We start from the raw sequence: 16,319 nt of genomic DNA on the forward strand, positions 1-16,319 counted from the left end.
GGATGAGCGACCTTCTGACGCTGAGCGAGGGCGCGGTGCTGACGCATCTCGCCACCCGGGCCGAGCTGGCGAGCGGGGTGCTGCCCGCCTCCGACGACCTGCGGCTGTGGGCGCGGCTGGCCGACGGCGAGGGGGTGCCGCTGGCGGGCGGCGGCCGGGTGCGGACCTCGCTCGACACCGGTGAGCCCGTCCTGACCGGGCCAGACGGCTGGCTCGCCGGGGTGGAGCCCGAGCAGGTGGTCGCGCTGCGCCTGCGCGGCGGCACCCTGGAGCTGTCGGTCACCGAGCTGGACGACGTCCCCGCCGAACGGGTGATGCGAGTCGTCCAGGAGTTCGGGGAGCAGGCGCTCGACGCGCTGCGCGCCTTCGCCGAGGGGCTGGAGCCCAGTCCCGGGGTGCCGGTCGACGTCGTGGTCCTGGAGCTGCTGATGAAGGCCCCGGAGACCTTCGCCGACCCGCTGCCACCGCTGTCCCCGCTGCTGCTCAACGCCTCGCTTGAACTTCGCGACGGCCGGGTGGGCATCGTGGGCGCCCCGTGGGACACGGCGTCGGTCGCCGACCTGGCGCCGCTGGACATCATCAGGCTGGCCCTGGTGCGCAGCGCACTGCGGACGTACGGGGAGGGCGCCGACCTCTCCAAGGCCGTCACCTACCTGTCGCGTTCGGAGGCGGTGCTCGCGAGGATCGCCGACGAGGTGGAGCGCGAGCCGCTCGGCCCGGCGGTGGCCGGGGCCCTGCCCCGCACCGAACCGGCCGCGTTGCTGCTGGTCGCGAGGTCGGCCGAGGGCGAGGGCCGCTCGTTCGAGGCGTCCGGGCTGATCTCCGAGGTGCTCTCCCTCTCCCCCGGTCTGGCACCGGCCGTGCGCGACGCGGCCGAGTACGCCGCGTGCCGCACCGACCCCGGCGCCCCGCTGCCCGAACGGGCCGCGCATCTGTTCCGGCAGCTGCTCACGTACGCCTACCGCCCGGCGCGCCGGAGGCTGATCGAGGATCTGATCGCGCTGAGCGTCCGGGTGGCCGAGCCCGCCCTGGCGGACCTGGCGCTGTTCGAGAACGACGTCGTCGGCGAGTTCCTGGACGCGCGGGCCGAGTGGCTGCGCGACGACGAGGTGGAGCTGCTGGAGTCCTGGCGGCGGACGCCGCCGCGGCTGTGGGAGGTCCTCGGCGTCTCAGGGGATGAGATCACCGTGGCCGCCGCCGGGGACGTGGACGGGGGCGCGGCCGGGGAGCGGGTGACGCTGGCCGACGAGCTGCTCGCCGGGCAGGCGCTGCCCGGCGACCTGATGCTGACCAGGGTGCTGAGCGACGGGACGGGGCCGCACGTGTTCGGCCACCCGTTCAAGGTCGATCCTGAGCGGAGGGAGGAGATGCTCGCCCTGCTCTCCGACCCCGTCGACCCCTACGCGGTGGCCGCCTTCTTCAGGCGTCCCCGGCGGGCACCCGGCGGCGCGGCGGGCGCGGCCGACGGGGACCCCGGCCGCTGAACGGCTCCGGCCTGGGAGCCGGGGCCGTCGTAGGGTACGCGGGCGACCGGTGGCGACAGCGACGCACGTCAGAGAGTACGCAGGAAGGCGAGGCCCGCGGTGGCGAGGGCGTCCTGGCTGTCGGCGAGGGGACGCCAGATCGAGGCGGCCGTGGCGATCGTCCGGTTGTGCGCGGTGAACGACTCGATGCAGAGCGGCCCCCGGTAGTCCACGGCGCGCAGGGCGTCGGCGAGGGCGGGCCAGTCCAGGTGGTCGGCCCCCGGCGCGCCCCGGTCGTTGGCGCAGACCTGCACGTGCGCGACCAGGTCCCCGGCCCGCCGTACGGCCGCCGCCGGGTCCCGTTCCTCGATGTTCATGTGGTAGACGTCCAGCGCGAGGCCGACGCCCGGGATCCCGCCGACCGCCTCGACGGCCTGCTCGACGGTGTTGAGCAGGCTGGTCTCGTAGCGGTTGAGCGGTTCGACGGCGACCGTCACCCCGCGTTCCGCCGCGTACTCGCCGACCGGGGCCAGGTTCTCCCGCAGCTCGGCGTAGCGGGCCTTGCGCTCCTCGTCCGACATCCGCCAGGTCCGCCCCACCGAGGCGTAGGCGGGTCCGCCGATCACCGGGCTGCCCACCGCCTCGGCGGCGTCCACGCACCGCCGCAGGTAGTCCTGGGTGGCGGCGACCGTCCCCGCGTCGGTGCCGACCAGTTCCCTGCCCGGCGGCATGACGAGGACGACCGAGGCCCTCAGCCCGAGCTTTCCCAGCAGTTCGGCCGCCCAGGCGGGGTCCCAGTCACCGGGCCGCTCCACCGGCAGCTCGATCACGTCGAACCCCCAGGCGGCCACCTTCGGCGCCAGCCGGGCGAGATCCTCGTCCGTCAGCGGCGAGACCCATACCCACGTGTTGACCCCGATGGGGAACATCGGCAATCCCTTTCCCGAGCGTGAACGTACCGGTGGGCTCCGGGCGCCGCCCGGAGCCCGGTGGGTCGGCCTACTTGCCGCCCCAGTTGGCGGGGAAGTCCGGCAGCTTCTCGCAGCCGCACAGCGCGTAGTGCAGTGGCGGCATGTTGGGCTGCAGGTAGGTGTCCAGGTTCTCGGAAGTGATCTTGGGCTGGGGCAGCTTCCAGGTCTTGGGCACCTCCTCGCCCTTGAGGATCCTCAGGGCGGCGATGATCGGGGTGCGCCACTGGTAGGTGGGGTAGGTCGGCGCGATGGCCGTGAGGCCGCCGCTCTTCCACTTCTGCAGGAAGTCCTGCTGGTCCTCGCCGACGATCGCCGGAACCGGGACCCCGGCGTCCTCGAACGCCTCGACGGCCGCCACGGCGGTCGCGCCCGCGTCCATCCACACGCCGTCGATCTTGCCGTGCCGCTGGATGTAGTCGCTCACGATGCTCTTGGTCTTGGCGGCGTCCCCGTCGGTGAACTCCACCCCGACCACGTCGAGCTGGCTCTTGTCGAAGGTGACCTTCGCCGCCGACCAGCGGGTCTCCAGTACGTCGACGCCCGGCAGGATCCGCAGTGCGAGGACCTTGCCTCCGGCGGGCACCTTCTCCACCAGGAACTCGGCGCCGTCGGCGCCGAAGGCGTAGCCGCCGATGGGGTTGATGAACGTCACCGGGCAGTCGGTCTCCACGCCGCGGTCGAAGACGATCACCGGGACCTCGGGGCAGGCGCCCGTCACGGCGGGGGTGAGCGTCGCGGTGGTGTTGGGCGAGACGATCAGCGCGTCACAGCCCTTGCCGACCAGTTCGGCGATGTCGGAGATCTGCTTGTCGTCCTTGCCCTCCGCATCGAGGGCGGTGAACTGCTTGATCTCCTTGTGCAGCGCCACCTCGGCCTGCATGGTCTTCCAGCCCACCTGCCGCCACGGGTTGTTCACGGCGGCGTTGGAGAAGCACAGGTTGTAGGGGCCGTCCTTCTTGTACTTGGCCGTGTCCACCATCTCCGGGGCGATGGCCTGCTCCCACGGCATGTCCGCGGGCCCCTCCGCGCTCTGGGTCCGCATGGCCAGCTGGGCGTCGTAGTCGGCCTGGACGAAGAACTTCGACTGCTCCCCGGTGTTGGGGGACGCGGCGGCCGAGGACGTCTCGGGGGCGGCGCTGGAGGTCACCGGTTTGTCACTGGCACATCCCGCGGCGAGCAACATCGCGGAGACACCCGCGACGAGCGCCGTGATCGACCTGTTCAATGAAGGTCTCCTTACTTTTCTGGGGGGTGCGTTCAGACGCGTGCCGCGCGCCTGAACGGAAGCCGTACGGCACTCGCCGCGACGGCGGCGATGATGATCACGCCCTGGACCGCGAACTCCAGGGCCCCCGAGATCCCGTACAGGTTGAGCAGGGTGAACAGCGCTTCGAGGGTGAAGGCCCCGGCCATCGCGGCGACCACGGAGCCGCGCCCGCCGCCGAGCGCCACGCCGCCGAGGACGACGGCCGTGATGGCCTGGAACTCCAGGCCCTGCCCGACCTGGGCCGAGACCCCCGCGAAGCCGCCGAGCAGGATGCCCGCGACGGCCGCGGCCAGGCCGGAGAGGACGAAGGCGGCGATCCGGGTCCGGTCGACCCGGACCCCGGACAGTCCGGCCGCGCGCTCGTTGTCGCCGGTGGCGATGAGCCGCTTGCCGAAGTCGGAACGCATGAGGAGGATCGCCGCGGCGCCCGCGGCCAGGAGGATGAGCACCGACCAGGGCACCGGGCCGAGGTTCGTGCGGCCGAACATCCTGAACGTCTCCGACAGCGCGCCGCGCGGGGCGCCGCCGGTCCACAGGAACACCGCGCCGGACAGTACGAGCATCATGCCGAGCGTGGTGATGAACGACGGCACCCGGAGCCCGGTGGTGATGACCCCGTTGGCGAGCCCGACGAGCAGCCCGATCACGATCAGCAGGGCCAGCACCGGCCAGGTCGCCTGCTCCTGCCCGTCGATCAGCCGGGCGGCCACCACGACCTGCACGGTGACCAGCGACCCGACCGACAGGTCGAACTCCCCGGAGACGATCACGAAGTACTGCCCGGCCGCCAGGATGACCAGCGGCGCGGCCCGCTTGAGGAAGGCGAGGAACCCGGCGGGCTCCAGGAAGAACGGGTTGGCCATGGCGATCAGGACCAGCAGCACCGCCAGCACGGCCAGGATCGGCCCCATGGATTTGAGGGCCCTCATCGAGATCGCCTCCGGACGGTACGGCGCGACGATCGCCTGCGGGCGGTACGAAGAACGTGGACGGTCACCGGGATCGCCTCCGGGTGGTGCGGCGGGCGTAGACGGCCACGGCGGCGACGATGACCACGCCGCGGACCACGTCCTTGAAGAACGCGTTGACCTCCAGCTGGTTGAAGACGCTGTCGAGCACGGCGAGCAGCAGCACCCCGCCGACCGTTCCCGCGACCCCGCCCCGGCCTCCGGCCAGGGCCGTGCCACCGAGGACCACCGCGGCGATCGACTCCAGGTCGTAGCCGCCGTCGGTGCCGACCGTGGGCGCGCCCGCGCCGAGCCTGCTCGCCAGCAGCAGCCCGGCGACGCCCGCGCAGACCGAGCACAGGACGTGCGCGGCGACGACGACCCTGCCGGTCCGCACGCCGGACAGCCGGGCCACCTCCTCGTCGCCGCCGACCGCGTAGATCCGGTACCCGAGCCTCGTACGGCGCAGCAGGAACCAGGCGGCGACCGCGACGGCGGCCCAGAGCAGCGCCGAGACCGGGACCGGCCCGATCCTGTCGTAGCCGAGCCGCTGGAAGGACTCGGGCACGCTGCCCGCGGGCCCGTCGTAGAGGTGGTCCACGACCCCCTTGACGATCAGCGCCGTGCCGAGGGTCGCGATGAAGGCGTGGACGTGCAACCGGGTGATGACCAGGCCGTTGACCAGGCCGATCAGCGCGCTCACCGCGAGCACCGCCGCGACGCCGGGGACGATCCCGCCGTCCTGCCCGGCCATGATCTCGGCCGCGACGAGCGAGGTGAGGCTGATCAGGTACGCCACCGACAGGTCCAGCGAACCGACCAGGATCGCCAGCGTCTGCCCCACCGCGACGATGCCCAGCGCGGCCGAGCGCTGCTGGATGCCGACGACGGTCTCCAGCGTGAGGAAGTCGCCCCCGTCGAAGGCCACCAGCACCCATCCGGCGAGCATGACCCCGGCCAGGGCCAGGTAGATGACCTGGGTCGAGCCGATGCGGCCCGCCAGGGCGCGACGTCCCCCGCCCCCCTGCGGGACGGGCGCGGCGGGCGCGGCGGGCGCCTCCGCGGGCCGGATCCGGCCGGTCACGACGACGCCTCACCGGCGGCCAGGCGCATGACGGCCTCCTCGGAGGACCCCCCGGGAAGCGCCCCGGCGACGCGGCCGTCGCGCATCACGACGACGCGGTCGCTCATGCCGATCAGCTCGGGAAGCTCGGACGAGATCATCATGATCGCCATTCCGTCCTCCGCAAGGCCGCGCATCAGGTCGTGGATGGCGGCCTTGGCCCCCACGTCGACCCCGCGCGTGGGCTCGTCGAAGATCAGGACCTTCGGCGCCACGGTCATCCACTTGGCCAGCACGACCTTCTGCTGGTTGCCGCCGGACAGGTAGCGGACCTCCTGGTCGGGGCGGGGCGGGTGGAGCCGTACCGCCTCCAGGAGTTCGAGGACACCGGTCCCGCCGGTCCCGCCGATCCGGCCGCCGTTGCCGATCCTGCGCACCGAGCGGGAGACGAGCAGGGCGTTGTCGCGTACGGACTGGCGCAGCGCGAGCCCCTCGGCCTTGCGGTCCTCGTTCACCAGGCCGATCCCGGCGGCCACGGCCTGCCGTACCGACACCGGCCGCAGCGGGCTCATCGTGCCCCGGGTGAACGGCTCGGCGCCGAAGAGGGCCTTGGCCAGCTCGGTACGACCCGACCCCTGGAGTCCGGCCACCCCGAGGATCTCGCGTTCGCGCAGTTCGAGGTCGATCCCGTCGAGCACGGCGTTGCCGCCGCCGCGCACGCTGAGCCGTACCTCCCCCGGCTCCGCGCTCCTGGCGGGGAAGTAGGTGCCGAGGTCGCGTCCGACCATCAGCCTGACCAGCTCGTCGGAGGTGATCCCGGCGGTGTCGGTGGTCCTCACCAGCGCGCCGTCCTTCAGTACCGTCACCCGGGTGGACAGGTCGAAGACCTCTTTCAGTCGGTGCGAGATGTAGAGGACGGCGATCTCCCGCTCCCGCAGGCGGGCCACCAGCCGGTAGAGCAGTTCCACCTCGTGTTCGGCCAGCGCCGCCGTGGGCTCGTCCATCACGATGATCCGGGCGTCCTGGGAGAGCGCCTTGACGATCTCCACGACCTGCTGCTGGGCGATGGAGAGGTGGCGGACCAGGTCGCGGGAGGTGAAGGAGGTCTCGCCGAGCTCCTGGAGCAGCCGGGTGGTGGCGGTCTCCATCGCCTCCCTGTCGACCAGTCCCCGCCGGACGGGCTCGCGGCCGAGGAAGACGTTCTCGGCGACGCTGCGCTCGGGCAGCAGGTTGAACTCCTGGTAGATGATCGCGACCCCGGCGCGCTGGGCCTCGACCGGGTGGGCGAAGGAGACCCCGGCGCCGTCTATCTCGACGGTGCCCTCGTCCGGGGCGTGCACCCCGGCGAGGACCTTCATCAGCGTGGACTTTCCGGCGCCGTTCTCTCCGACGACCGCGTGTACCTCTCCGGCGGCGACGTCCAGATCGACCCCGCTCAGTACGCGAACCCCGAGAAAGCTCTTGGCGATGCCACGCATCCTCAGGATCATGGGGTTACCGTCCCGGGGTGGGGTCCGGTGGCGGGAAAGCTCGGCGGGGACGTCAAGGGTGTCGGGGACAGGGTGAACACATCCGAAAATCCGGTTCCGACGACACCGTATGGCCATTGATTCGTCGGTAACCGCCCGATTTCCTCCATGTTTCCGGATGCTAAAGCGCCCTTATGGCGACGGTCAAGCAAAAGGATGTCACCATTTGGCATAATGGAGCTGACAGGAAGCCTAAGTCGCTTTGACTCAGTGGAAACAAGGAGTGTTGACTGTGCGCATGCTTAGCGAAGCGAACGGTTCGATCGCCGGAGCGGGGGCGCTTCTCAACATCCTGCGCGACGGTCAGGCCAGAACAAGGGCCGAGTTGGTCCAGCTCACCGGGCTGGCCAGGTCCACCCTGGCCCAGCGTCTCGACGCGCTGCTGAGCCAGCAGTGGATCATCCCGACGGAGGAGGCCATCTCCTCGGGGGGCCGTCCCGCCATCGCCTTCACGTTCAACCGCACCGCCCGCGTCGTCCTCGCCGCCGACCTCGGCGCCACCCACGCCCGGGTGGCGGTCACCGACCTCGGCACCACGGTCCTCGCCGAGCGCGCGGCCGAGGTGTCGATAGACCGTGGCCCCGAGGAGACGCTCGGCTGGCTCCAGCGCACCTTCGAGGAGATGCTCGCCGAGACCGGCCACCGCCCCGACGAGATCTGCGGCATCGGCGTCGGTCTCCCGGGGCCGGTCGAGCACAGCTCGGGACGCCCGGTCAATCCGCCGATAATGCCCGGCTGGGACGGCTTCCCCGTCCCCGACTGGCTCGGCTCGCGCCTCGGCGCCCCCGTCCTCGTCGACAACGACGTGAACATCATGGCGCTGGGCGAGCACTGGGCCGCCCGCCCCGAGGCCGACCACCTCATCTTCGTCAAGATCGGCACCGGCATCGGCTGCGGCATCATCAGCGACCGCCGCCTGCACCGGGGCGCCCAGGGCGCGGCCGGTGACATCGGGCACATCCGGGTGGCCTCGGCCCTGGGCACCGTCTGCCGCTGCGGCAACGTCGGCTGCCTGGAGGCCGTCGCCAGTGGCGCCGCCATGGCCGCCAAGCTGTCCGCCGACGGGGTGGAGGCCGAGGACAGCCGCGACGTGGTCCGTCTCGTACGCGGCGGCAACACCCACGCCGTGCAGCTCATCCGGCAGGCGGGCCGCGAGGTCGGCGACGTGCTCGCCTCGATCGTCAACTTCTTCAACCCCTCGGTGATAGTGGTCGGCGGCGACATCTCCGAGGCCGGGGAGCAGGTGCTCGCCGGTCTCCGCGAGGTCATCTACAGCCGGTCGCTGCCCCTCGCCACCCAGCACCTGACGATCACCGCCAGCGAGCTGGGCGACCGCGCGGGGGTGATCGGCGCCGCCGTCATGGTCATCGAGCACGTGCTGGCCCCGGGCAGCGTCGACCGCTCCGTGTCCGTCCCCGGCGTCTGACCGTCCTCGCCACCCGGCCGATCCGCGTTCACCCGGTCCGTGTTCACCCCCCAATCCGTGTTCACCACCTGGTCCGTATTCACCACCTGATCTGTGTTCACCACCTGATACGCGTTCACCCACCACCACCTGACAGATCCGTCTCCCACCACCGCCTGACCGGCCCGTGTCTCTCACCCCCCTGACCGGCCCGTGCTCGTCGCCATCGTCCGGCCGCGCCGGAGGGCGATCGCGATCGGCGGACGACCGGCGGACGACCGGCGCTCGTGGGACACTCGTTCGACCATGGACGCCGAACCCGTAAGAACCGCCCGGCTCACGTTGGAACCGCTGGCGGTGCACCACGCGGCCGAGATGGCCGAGGTGCTCGGCGATCCGGCCCTGCACACCTTCATCGGCGGTTCGCCCGAGACCCCCCAGCAGCTCCGCGACCGCTATGCCCGCCTGGTCACCACCCCGCCGCCCGGCCGGGACGAGTCGTGGCTCAACTGGGTGATCCGCCTCGACGACCCGGACGGCGACTCGGACCCGCTGGTCGGCTACGTCCAGGCGACCGTCACCCGTGACCGCGCGGTCGTGGCCTGGGTCGTGGGGACCCCCTGGCAGGGCCGTGGCATCGCCGGGGAGGCGGCGGTCGCGCTCGTCGCCTGGCTCAGGGAGCACGGCACGGCCGTCGTCATCGCCACCATCCATCCCGACCACGCCGCCTCGTCGGCCGTGGCCCGCCGCGCGGGCCTTTCACCGACCGAGGGCAGGGTGGACGGCGAGGTCGTCTGGAGATCCGGCCAGGCCCGTCCGGAACGGCATTCCCCACCGACCACGGACACGTGACAGGCGAGAGCCCCGGACGCTTGGACCGTGGACATGTGACAAGCGGGAGCCACAGGCACATGACGAGCGAAAACCCCGGACGCCCGGACCGTGGACGCGTAACCGACGAAAACCACGGACACGTCACAAGCGGGAGCCACGGAACGCGCAGGCCGTAGAACGCCCGGCCCCCGGGACGCCTGGAACCGGGGTGGATCTGAGTAGGAGTGCTCAGGGACGGCTGAGTGCGCGTGCCCTCCCCGGATTTCACGATCTCCGAAATGCTCGGATCATGAAATGGTGGATTTTCCTGGTCGCGCTCGTCACCACGGTGGTCGCGGCGTGGCTGCTCGTGTACGCCGACGTCCCGCTCTCCACGCTCCTGTCGCTCGGGCTCGGCGCGATCAGCCTCGTCTGGCTCGTCGTGCTCCTCACCCTGCCGTGGAACCTCTACTTCGGGGCACGTCAGGTCGTCCACGAGATCCACGTCTCCAGGGAGCGCGGCATCGCGGTGCCCGAGGGGCACGAGACCGAGGCCCTGGAGATCGCCCGGCGGATGCGCCGGTTCGCCATCGGCGGGCACATCGTCTCGGCGGCGATCCTGGCGGTCATCACCTACTTCTCCGGCGCCTCGGTGGGCTACTACTTCGCCGGGTTCTACCTGCTGAGCACCGGCTTCCGCCCGGCGGGGGCCTACCTGTCCCATCTCCGTGAGCGGGTCACCACGCTGATGAGCGAGGCCCGCCACCCCCGCGAGGACATCGTCTCCCTCGTCGCCAGGGTGGACGGCCTGGCCACCGAGCTGACCGCGCTGACCAGGTCGGCCGAGCGGCTCCGGGACGACGTCGAGACGCTCGGCGCCGACCTGCGGAACGGCGACGAGGCCCTGGAGCGCCGGATCACCGGTCTCGCCCGGCGTTTCGAGGACACGGTGGACGGCCTCACCGACAACCACGAGGTCATCACCGGCCTCAAGGCCTTCCTGCGCCTGGTCCGCGCCGACGCCCACGGTCACAACCACGGCCACGCCTGACCCGCGTCGCGCGCACGGAGGAAGCGTACGGAGGAAAGAGAGGGGGCTCTCAGCGGGGGATCAGTTCCTGTGACTCGCTGAGCTCCCGCGTGAACCAGGCGATGGTGCGGCGCAGTCCCTCGATGACGTCGATCCTCGGTCGCCATCCCAGGGTCGCGACGGCGAGGGAGATGTCGGGGCGGCGGATCTCCGGGTCGTCGGCGGGACGGTCGACGAAGCGGATCGGGGACTCGGAGCCGGTCAGGTGGCGGACCGTCTCGGCCAGGGCCAGCACGGTCAGCTCGGTGGGATTCCCGATGTTGACCGGGCCGGTGAGCCCGGCGCGGGCCAGGGCCACGATCCCCTCGACGGTGTCGTCGACGTAGCACACCGACCGGGTCTGCCCGCCGTCCCCGGCCACCGTGATCGGCTCGCCGCACAGCGCCTGGCGTACGAAGGTGGGGATGGCCCGGCCGTCGTAGGGCCGCATCCGGGGCCCGTAGGTGTTGAAGATCCGCACGATCGCGGTGTCGGTGCCCTGGCAGGTCCGGTACGCCGTCGTCAGCGCCTCGGCGAACCGCTTGGCCTCGTCGTAGACACTGCGCGGTCCCACCGGGTTGACGTTGCCCCAGTAGGTCTCGCGCTGCGGGTGCTCCAGCGGGTCGCCGTAGACCTCGCTGGTGGAGGCCAGCACCAGCCGGGCGTCCTTCTCTTTGGCCAGTCCCAGCGCGTGCAACGTACCCAGGCTGCCCGCCTTGAGCGTCTCGATCGGATGGCGCAGGTAGTCCAGCGGCGAGGCCGGGGAGGCGAGGTGCAGCACCAGGTCCACCGCGCCGGGCACGTGCACGAAACCGGTGACGTCGCACTCCACCAGCCGGAAGGCGGGCAGCCCGACCAGGTGACCGACGTTGCGCGGCGAACCGGTCAGGAAGTTGTCCAGGCAGACCACCTCCGCCCCCTCGGCCAGCAGCCGCTCGCACAGGTGCGACCCCACGAACCCGGCACCGCCGGTCACCACCACCCGCTGCCCGTTCACCGCACCCCCACCCCCATCAGCCGCGCCGCCGCGTCCAGGACGTCCCAGACGCCGATCTCCAGCAGGCCGGGATCGGGCTGGTACGCGTAGGGGTCGCCGAGACTCCCCGCCCACAGGACGGTGTGCGGCCCCGTCTCCGGTGGCCCCCACCGGGCGGGGGCCACCGGGCCGAACAGCACCACGGACGGCGTGACGAACGCGGCCGCCAGGTGGGCCACACCGGTGTCGCCGCAGATCACCAGCCTGGCCCTCGCCACCAGCGCGGCCAGTTCGAGCGGCCCGGTGCGCCCGGCGAGCACGGAGGTGGACGGCAGCCCGGCGAGCAGCGCCACCCGTTCCGCGAGGTCGCGCTCCTTCTCGCTCCCGGTGACCACGACCTCGTGCCCGTTGTCCCGCAGCTCCGCGGCCACGAGCGCGAACCGCTCCGGCGGCCAGCGTCTGGCCGGATACGCGGCCCCCGGGTGGATGACGACCGGCCGCGACCCCTCGTCGCCGGGGCGGGGGCGCTCCAGCTCCAGGTCGGCGGGATCGGCCTCGATGCCGTACCAGCCGAGCAGGTCGCACCAGCGCCGCACCTCGTGCACACCGTCCGGCCAGTCCGGTCCGTACGCGTCGGGGAAGGCGGGGTGCCCGTGGGTGAGCAGCCGCGCGGGGCCGGTGCGGTGGAGGGCGGCGATGCTGTGCGGGCCGCCGCCGTGCAGGTTGACGGCGACGTCGACGCAGCGGCCGAGCGGCGGTACGTGGCCGGGGCCCGACACGTCGCACACCTCGTCCACCCCGCCGATCAGCGGTACCAGGGGCGACAGCGCGGCGGGCGCGGCCAGCACGATCCGGTGGCCGGGGTGGGAACGCCGCAGGCCGCGCAGGGCGGGGACCACGGTGAGCAGGTCCCCCAGCCCCAGGCCGCGCAGTACCACCATGACCGGCCGGTCCTCCGGCGGTCCCGCGACATCGGCGCCCCGCCCTCCGGCGACGGTCTCAAGGGGGGTCGCGTGGTCCGGTACCGGAGGGACTCTCATCTGACTGCCTCTTTCGCGAACGTCGGGGCGATCCTCATGTGACGGCCTCTTTCACGCACGTCAGGTGGTCGACCGCCTCGACGACCCGCGCGCTCGACACCGACGACAGGCACGGGTGACCGGTGACCGGGCAGTTCTCGGCCCGCGTCCCCCGGCAGGGAGCCCCCTGGTCGCCGAGGACCACGGTCGGCACCCCGTACGGCGCCCAGCGCCCGGCGGGGACCACGGGGGCGAACAGGCTGACGACCGGTGTGCCGACCGCCGCCGCGAGGTGGGCTGGACCGGTGTCGGCGGCGACCACCGCGCATGCTCCTTCGAGCACCGCGGCGAGCTCGGGGAAGGTCGTCCTGCCGCCCAGGTCGACGACGGACCTCCCCGGCGGCCCGCCGCGCGGGGCCGAGGAGCCGTCCGAGCCCTGGCCGCCCGTCGCGACGGACTCCCCGCCGACCCAGCCCTCGGTAAAGGCGGGTTCGTCCACCTCCCAGCCGCGCAGGCGGACGGGACCGCCGCCCATCCAGCCGCCCGCGAAGAGCGGACCCGGCGACAGGCCGTGCTGCCCGGCGCCGGAGGCGATCCGCGTGGTGAGTCCCCGCTCGTCCTGGCCGCCGGTCACGACGACCCGGCGGCCCGAGCGGACCAGGTCGTGGAGCACGCGTGCCCAGTTCTCCTCCGGCCACGCCCTGGCCGGGGCCGACACGCCGGGGTGCAGGACCACGTAGCCCGGCGGCCCGGTGAGGTGCGCGGTGTCGGGCAGCGGGCGTCGCACGGCGAGGCCGCCCCGGTCTCCCCTCGGGAGCCCGAACCCCGCCGCGCCGACCAGTCCGAGCATGCGTTCGGGCTCCGGCACGTCCACGTCCTCGTCGACGACGTGCCGTACGTCGAGCAGCGAGCCGGGGTAGTCGGCGGAGATCGCGCTGATCCTCGCCGCGCCCGCCAGCCTGAGCAGCAGGGCCAGCGGCAGCGGGGACTGGTGGAGCGAGGTGAGGATCAGCGCCTGCTCGGGGGCCACGTCGCGGACGATGCGCAGCAGCCTCAGGACGTGCGGGCCGGTCAGGGGCGGCGCGGCGGGGTCGATCCACGGTGTGCGCCACTCCACCACCCGCGACACCCCGGGCAGCAGTTCGGCGGCGGCCCGGCCGTACGGCCCGGTCAGCAGCACGACCTCCCGCGCGCTCGCGGCCACCGCGCGGATCGCGGGACCCGCCAGCAGGACGTCGCCCGCCCTGTCCATGCGGGCGACGAGAACGGTGCCGGTCACCATCGCTCCCCGGGCCGCGTCACGGCGACGGCGATCTCCCCGTTGACCGTGCGAACGGCCGACGGATCATGAAATATCGCGTTATTACCGAGAAATCTCATGGTGCTCGGCCTCCCGTTCGATATCTAATGACTACCGAGAGGAGCTGCCACACAAACCGAAAAATCGCATATAAGCGCAGTTGAGAGGATTATGCGATTACTTTTATCACTATAAGTAATCGTTCTCGTGATTATCTGCCCCAGTGGCCGGGTAGCGAAGCCGCGCGCTGAGACGGTTCGCTTCGTACGGGACGGAGCACCCGAGGATCCGGGGCGAGGTCAGCCGGGAACGAGGTGGGCGTTGGGCTCGCGGGCACGGCCCGCCAGTTCGGGAAGCTCCAGCACGACCACCCCGGCCGCCGCGAGCTCCTCGGCCCCGTGGCAGTCGACGAAGACCAGCGGCTCGCGCCACGCCATCACCACGCGCCGGACGCCGCTGTCCAGGATGAGGCGGGTGCAGGTCCTGGGACGCGACCTGCGCGCGCTGCACGGCTCCAGGCTGCTGTAGATCGTGGCACCGGCCAGCCGGGGGTCGTCCGGGGAGATCTTGCCGAGCGCCGACTCCTCCGCGTGGACCCGGGGGTCGTCCTCCCGCGAGTATCCCCGGGAGATCTCCTCGCCGTCGGCGGAGACGACCACGGCACCGACCGAGAAGGCCGTCTCCGAGGGCGGGCACGACCTCGCCAGGTCGCACGCCAGCTCCAGCCAGTCGTGGTCGCTCATCCGGACCTCCCCCGTGGACGACATGTCAGGCCAGCAGGTAGCGCAGGAGGGTGACGTCGCCCATCCGGCGAACCTCCGCCAGGTCCATTCTGCGACGGCGGTCGCGGGGGAAGTCCCCGCCCAGGACGAAACGTGGGGCGGCGGGGTCGCCGACGAAGAACGGCGCGACGACGAGGTGGATCTCGTCCACGAGGTCCTCCCGCAGGAAGCGCGTGTGGACGGAGGTACCGCCCTCGACCATCAGGCGGCGCACCCCCCGCCCGTACAGGTCCGAGAGGACGCGGCCGAGCCCGACCGTGTCACCCGCGTCACCCGGGGCGCCCGCGTCGACCACCTCGGCGGCCCCGCCGAGACGGTCGGCGAGCTTCGCCACGGCCGACGGCGCTGCGTACACGATCTTCACCGCGTCACCGGCGGTGAAGAAGGCGGCACCCGGGTCGAGGTCTCCGGTGGCGGTCAGCGTCACCTTCGCGGGAGACGGCGGCAGGCCGCGCGCGGCCCGCTCCCGCCCGCGCTCCGCCGACCTGACCAGGAGCCGGGGATCGTCGCGGCGGATGGTACCCGCCCCGACCAGGATCGCGTCGCAGGTGGCACGGACCGCGTCGACCCGGTCGAAGTCCTCGTCGTTGGAGAGCAGGAGCCGGTGCGGCGTGCCGTCGTCGATGTATCCGTCGACGGACATCGCGCAGCTCAGCAGCACGTACGGGCGCTCGCCCACCCTCCACCTCCCCGGTCGGGCACCGGCCGATCGTAACAACCTCCACCCCACCCGCTCACGGCGAGGCCCGCCCCTCCCGTGCCGCGCGGGTCTTTCGTGATCTCCCTCGGGGGGGTTGGACGAGGTCGGCGGAACGGGGGGCGGGAACTCCTTCGCGGCCGGGTTCGTCATTCACCATGCGGCCGTCCGTCGTGTGACGTCCCTGACGCTGAGAGGCAGCACCCGTGCGTAGCTCATTCTTCGGCAACCTCGACCAGGACCGGCTCCCCGGCCATTTCGCCCTGCAGAACTCCAAGATGCTGCGGGTGCGGCTGGGCGGGGAGGTGCTGGCCCGGCAGGGGGCGATGGTCGCCTTCCAGGGGCAGATGGACTTCGACTACGAGGGCGCCGGGAGCGTCGGCCGCTTCCTGAAGAAGATGGTCTCCGGGGAGGGCGCCCCGCTGATGCGCGTCCGCGGGCAGGGCGTGATCTTCTTCGCCGCCAACGCCGACGACGTGCACCTGTTCTACCTGGAGGACGAGGCGCTCACCGTCAACGGCACCAACCTGCTGGCCTTCGACCCCCAGCTCACCTGGGACATCCAGCGGGTCCAAGGCGCGGGCGTCGCCACCGGCGGCCTGTTCAACACCACGCTCAAGGGCACGGGCTGGGTGGCGGTCACCGCGCACGGCGCCCCCGTGCTCCTCGACACCTCCCAGGCGCCGACCTTCGCCGACAGCCAGTCCGCGGTGTGCTGGAGCGCGGGGCTGCACGTGGGCGTCAACCGCACGATGAAGGCGGGGGCGCTGATCGGGCGAGGCAGCGGCGAGGCCGCGCAGCTCGCGTTCAAGGGAGAGGGCTTCGTCCTCGTCCAGGCGAGCGAGGGCCCGATCGTCCCCCAGTCCGGCTGACCACCGGCCCGGGGAACGCCGGACCGGGAACCACCGGACCGGAGACCATCGGACCGGGGAACGCCGAACCAGGAGGCCATCAGACCGGGGAACGGCGAACCAGGGAACGGCGAACCGGGGACCACCGGGCCGGGAACGAGCCGCCG

The 16,319-nt window shown here is 72.2% G+C and carries 15 protein-coding genes; 5 read left to right on the plus strand and 10 right to left on the minus strand.

The window, feature by feature from the left end:
* The first annotated feature begins 2 nt into the window (after nucleotides 1–2).
* Complete coding sequence (locus ACW9TB_RS09525) at nucleotides 3–1,484, plus strand: hypothetical protein (protein WP_472747558.1); 1,482 nt, start codon at nucleotides 3–5, stop codon at nucleotides 1,482–1,484.
* Between the two features lie 68 nt (nucleotides 1,485–1,552).
* Here the strand turns inward: ACW9TB_RS09525 and ACW9TB_RS09530 are convergent, their stop codons facing one another.
* From ACW9TB_RS09530 to ACW9TB_RS09550, 5 genes are all read right to left on the minus strand, one after another.
* On the minus strand, nucleotides 1,553–2,392 hold the full coding sequence (locus tag ACW9TB_RS09530; RefSeq protein WP_472747559.1) for a sugar phosphate isomerase/epimerase family protein: 840 nt from the start codon (nucleotides 2,390–2,392) through the stop codon (nucleotides 1,553–1,555).
* A 70-nt stretch (nucleotides 2,393–2,462) separates the two neighbouring features.
* Nucleotides 2,463–3,659, minus strand: coding sequence for a substrate-binding domain-containing protein (locus ACW9TB_RS09535; protein ID WP_472747560.1), 1,197 nt, complete (start codon nucleotides 3,657–3,659; stop codon nucleotides 2,463–2,465).
* Nucleotides 3,660–3,691: 32 nt separating this feature from the next.
* Nucleotides 3,692–4,630, minus strand: a complete 939-nt coding sequence (locus ACW9TB_RS09540) for an ABC transporter permease (protein ID WP_472747561.1) — start codon at nucleotides 4,628–4,630, stop codon at nucleotides 3,692–3,694.
* A 64-nt stretch (nucleotides 4,631–4,694) separates the two neighbouring features.
* Nucleotides 4,695–5,732 (minus strand): ABC transporter permease, encoded by a 1,038-nt coding sequence (locus ACW9TB_RS09545; protein ID WP_472747562.1) that lies wholly within the window; start codon nucleotides 5,730–5,732, stop codon nucleotides 4,695–4,697.
* Nucleotides 5,729–7,201, minus strand: coding sequence for a sugar ABC transporter ATP-binding protein (locus ACW9TB_RS09550; protein ID WP_472747563.1), 1,473 nt, complete (start codon nucleotides 7,199–7,201; stop codon nucleotides 5,729–5,731). Before ACW9TB_RS09550 ends, ACW9TB_RS09545 begins: the two co-directional genes overlap by 4 nt.
* Nucleotides 7,202–7,478: 277 nt before the next feature.
* Here ACW9TB_RS09550 and ACW9TB_RS09555 point away from each other — a divergent pair, with 277 nt between their 5' ends.
* The 3 genes from ACW9TB_RS09555 (at nucleotide 7,479) to ACW9TB_RS09565 (ending at nucleotide 10,509) form a co-directional block, all read left to right on the plus strand.
* Nucleotides 7,479–8,666: an ROK family protein gene (locus tag ACW9TB_RS09555; RefSeq protein ID WP_472747564.1), complete on the plus strand. Its 1,188-nt coding sequence runs from the start codon at nucleotides 7,479–7,481 to the stop codon at nucleotides 8,664–8,666.
* Nucleotides 8,667–8,951: 285 nt separating this feature from the next.
* On the plus strand, nucleotides 8,952–9,497 hold the full coding sequence (locus ACW9TB_RS09560; protein WP_472747565.1) for a GNAT family N-acetyltransferase: 546 nt from the start codon (nucleotides 8,952–8,954) through the stop codon (nucleotides 9,495–9,497).
* A gap of 271 nt (nucleotides 9,498–9,768) precedes the next feature.
* On the plus strand, nucleotides 9,769–10,509 hold the full coding sequence (locus ACW9TB_RS09565; protein WP_472747566.1) for a hypothetical protein: 741 nt from the start codon (nucleotides 9,769–9,771) through the stop codon (nucleotides 10,507–10,509).
* 49 nt (nucleotides 10,510–10,558) lie between these two features.
* Here ACW9TB_RS09565 and ACW9TB_RS09570 read toward each other — a convergent pair whose 3' ends face one another.
* The 5 genes from ACW9TB_RS09570 to ACW9TB_RS09590 all read right to left on the minus strand — a co-directional run bounded on the left by ACW9TB_RS09570 (nucleotide 10,559) and on the right by ACW9TB_RS09590 (nucleotide 15,283).
* The gene (locus tag ACW9TB_RS09570) at nucleotides 10,559–11,524 is read right to left on the minus strand and encodes a UDP-glucuronic acid decarboxylase family protein (RefSeq protein WP_472747567.1); all 966 of its coding nucleotides are present in this window, start codon (nucleotides 11,522–11,524) and stop codon (nucleotides 10,559–10,561) included.
* Nucleotides 11,521–12,543 (minus strand): glycosyltransferase family 9 protein, encoded by a 1,023-nt coding sequence (locus ACW9TB_RS09575; protein ID WP_472747568.1) that lies wholly within the window; start codon nucleotides 12,541–12,543, stop codon nucleotides 11,521–11,523. Before ACW9TB_RS09575 ends, ACW9TB_RS09570 begins: the two co-directional genes overlap by 4 nt.
* A 34-nt stretch (nucleotides 12,544–12,577) precedes the next feature.
* A complete protein-coding gene (locus tag ACW9TB_RS09580; protein ID WP_472747569.1) occupies nucleotides 12,578–13,801 on the minus strand; it encodes a glycosyltransferase family 9 protein in 1,224 nt (407 codons plus the stop codon).
* Between the two features lie 320 nt (nucleotides 13,802–14,121).
* Entirely contained in the window at nucleotides 14,122–14,565 is a 444-nt protein-coding gene (locus tag ACW9TB_RS09585; protein ID WP_472747570.1) for a cytidine/deoxycytidylate deaminase family protein, read from the minus strand.
* A gap of 25 nt (nucleotides 14,566–14,590) precedes the next feature.
* The gene (locus ACW9TB_RS09590; protein WP_472747571.1) at nucleotides 14,591–15,283 is read right to left on the minus strand and encodes a RibD family protein; all 693 of its coding nucleotides are present in this window, start codon (nucleotides 15,281–15,283) and stop codon (nucleotides 14,591–14,593) included.
* Between the two features lie 224 nt (nucleotides 15,284–15,507).
* Here ACW9TB_RS09590 and ACW9TB_RS09595 point away from each other — a divergent pair, with 224 nt between their 5' ends.
* On the plus strand, nucleotides 15,508–16,173 hold the full coding sequence (locus ACW9TB_RS09595) for an AIM24 family protein (RefSeq protein ID WP_472747572.1): 666 nt from the start codon (nucleotides 15,508–15,510) through the stop codon (nucleotides 16,171–16,173).
* Nucleotides 16,174–16,319 lie beyond the last annotated feature (146 nt).

The organism is Streptosporangium sp. H13245 (genome assembly GCF_055690525.1).

Excerpts from the sequence above, each read along its gene's own strand:
- ACW9TB_RS09525 (WP_472747558.1), top strand. The coding sequence starts at position 3 with ATGAGCGACCTTCTGACGCTGAGCGAGGGCGCGGTGCTGACGCATCTC.
- ACW9TB_RS09530 (WP_472747559.1), bottom strand. The coding sequence starts at position 2,392 with ATGTTCCCCATCGGGGTCAACACGTGGGTATGGGTCTCGCCGCTGACG.
- ACW9TB_RS09540 (WP_472747561.1), bottom strand. The coding sequence starts at position 4,630 with ATGAGGGCCCTCAAATCCATGGGGCCGATCCTGGCCGTGCTGGCGGTG.
- ACW9TB_RS09550 (WP_472747563.1), bottom strand. The coding sequence starts at position 7,201 with ATGATCCTGAGGATGCGTGGCATCGCCAAGAGCTTTCTCGGGGTTCGC.
- ACW9TB_RS09555 (WP_472747564.1), top strand. The coding sequence starts at position 7,479 with ATGCTTAGCGAAGCGAACGGTTCGATCGCCGGAGCGGGGGCGCTTCTC.
- ACW9TB_RS09560 (WP_472747565.1), top strand. The coding sequence starts at position 8,952 with ATGGACGCCGAACCCGTAAGAACCGCCCGGCTCACGTTGGAACCGCTG.
- ACW9TB_RS09565 (WP_472747566.1), top strand. The coding sequence starts at position 9,769 with ATGAAATGGTGGATTTTCCTGGTCGCGCTCGTCACCACGGTGGTCGCG.
- ACW9TB_RS09575 (WP_472747568.1), bottom strand. The coding sequence starts at position 12,543 with ATGAGAGTCCCTCCGGTACCGGACCACGCGACCCCCCTTGAGACCGTC.
- ACW9TB_RS09585 (WP_472747570.1), bottom strand. The coding sequence starts at position 14,565 with ATGAGCGACCACGACTGGCTGGAGCTGGCGTGCGACCTGGCGAGGTCG.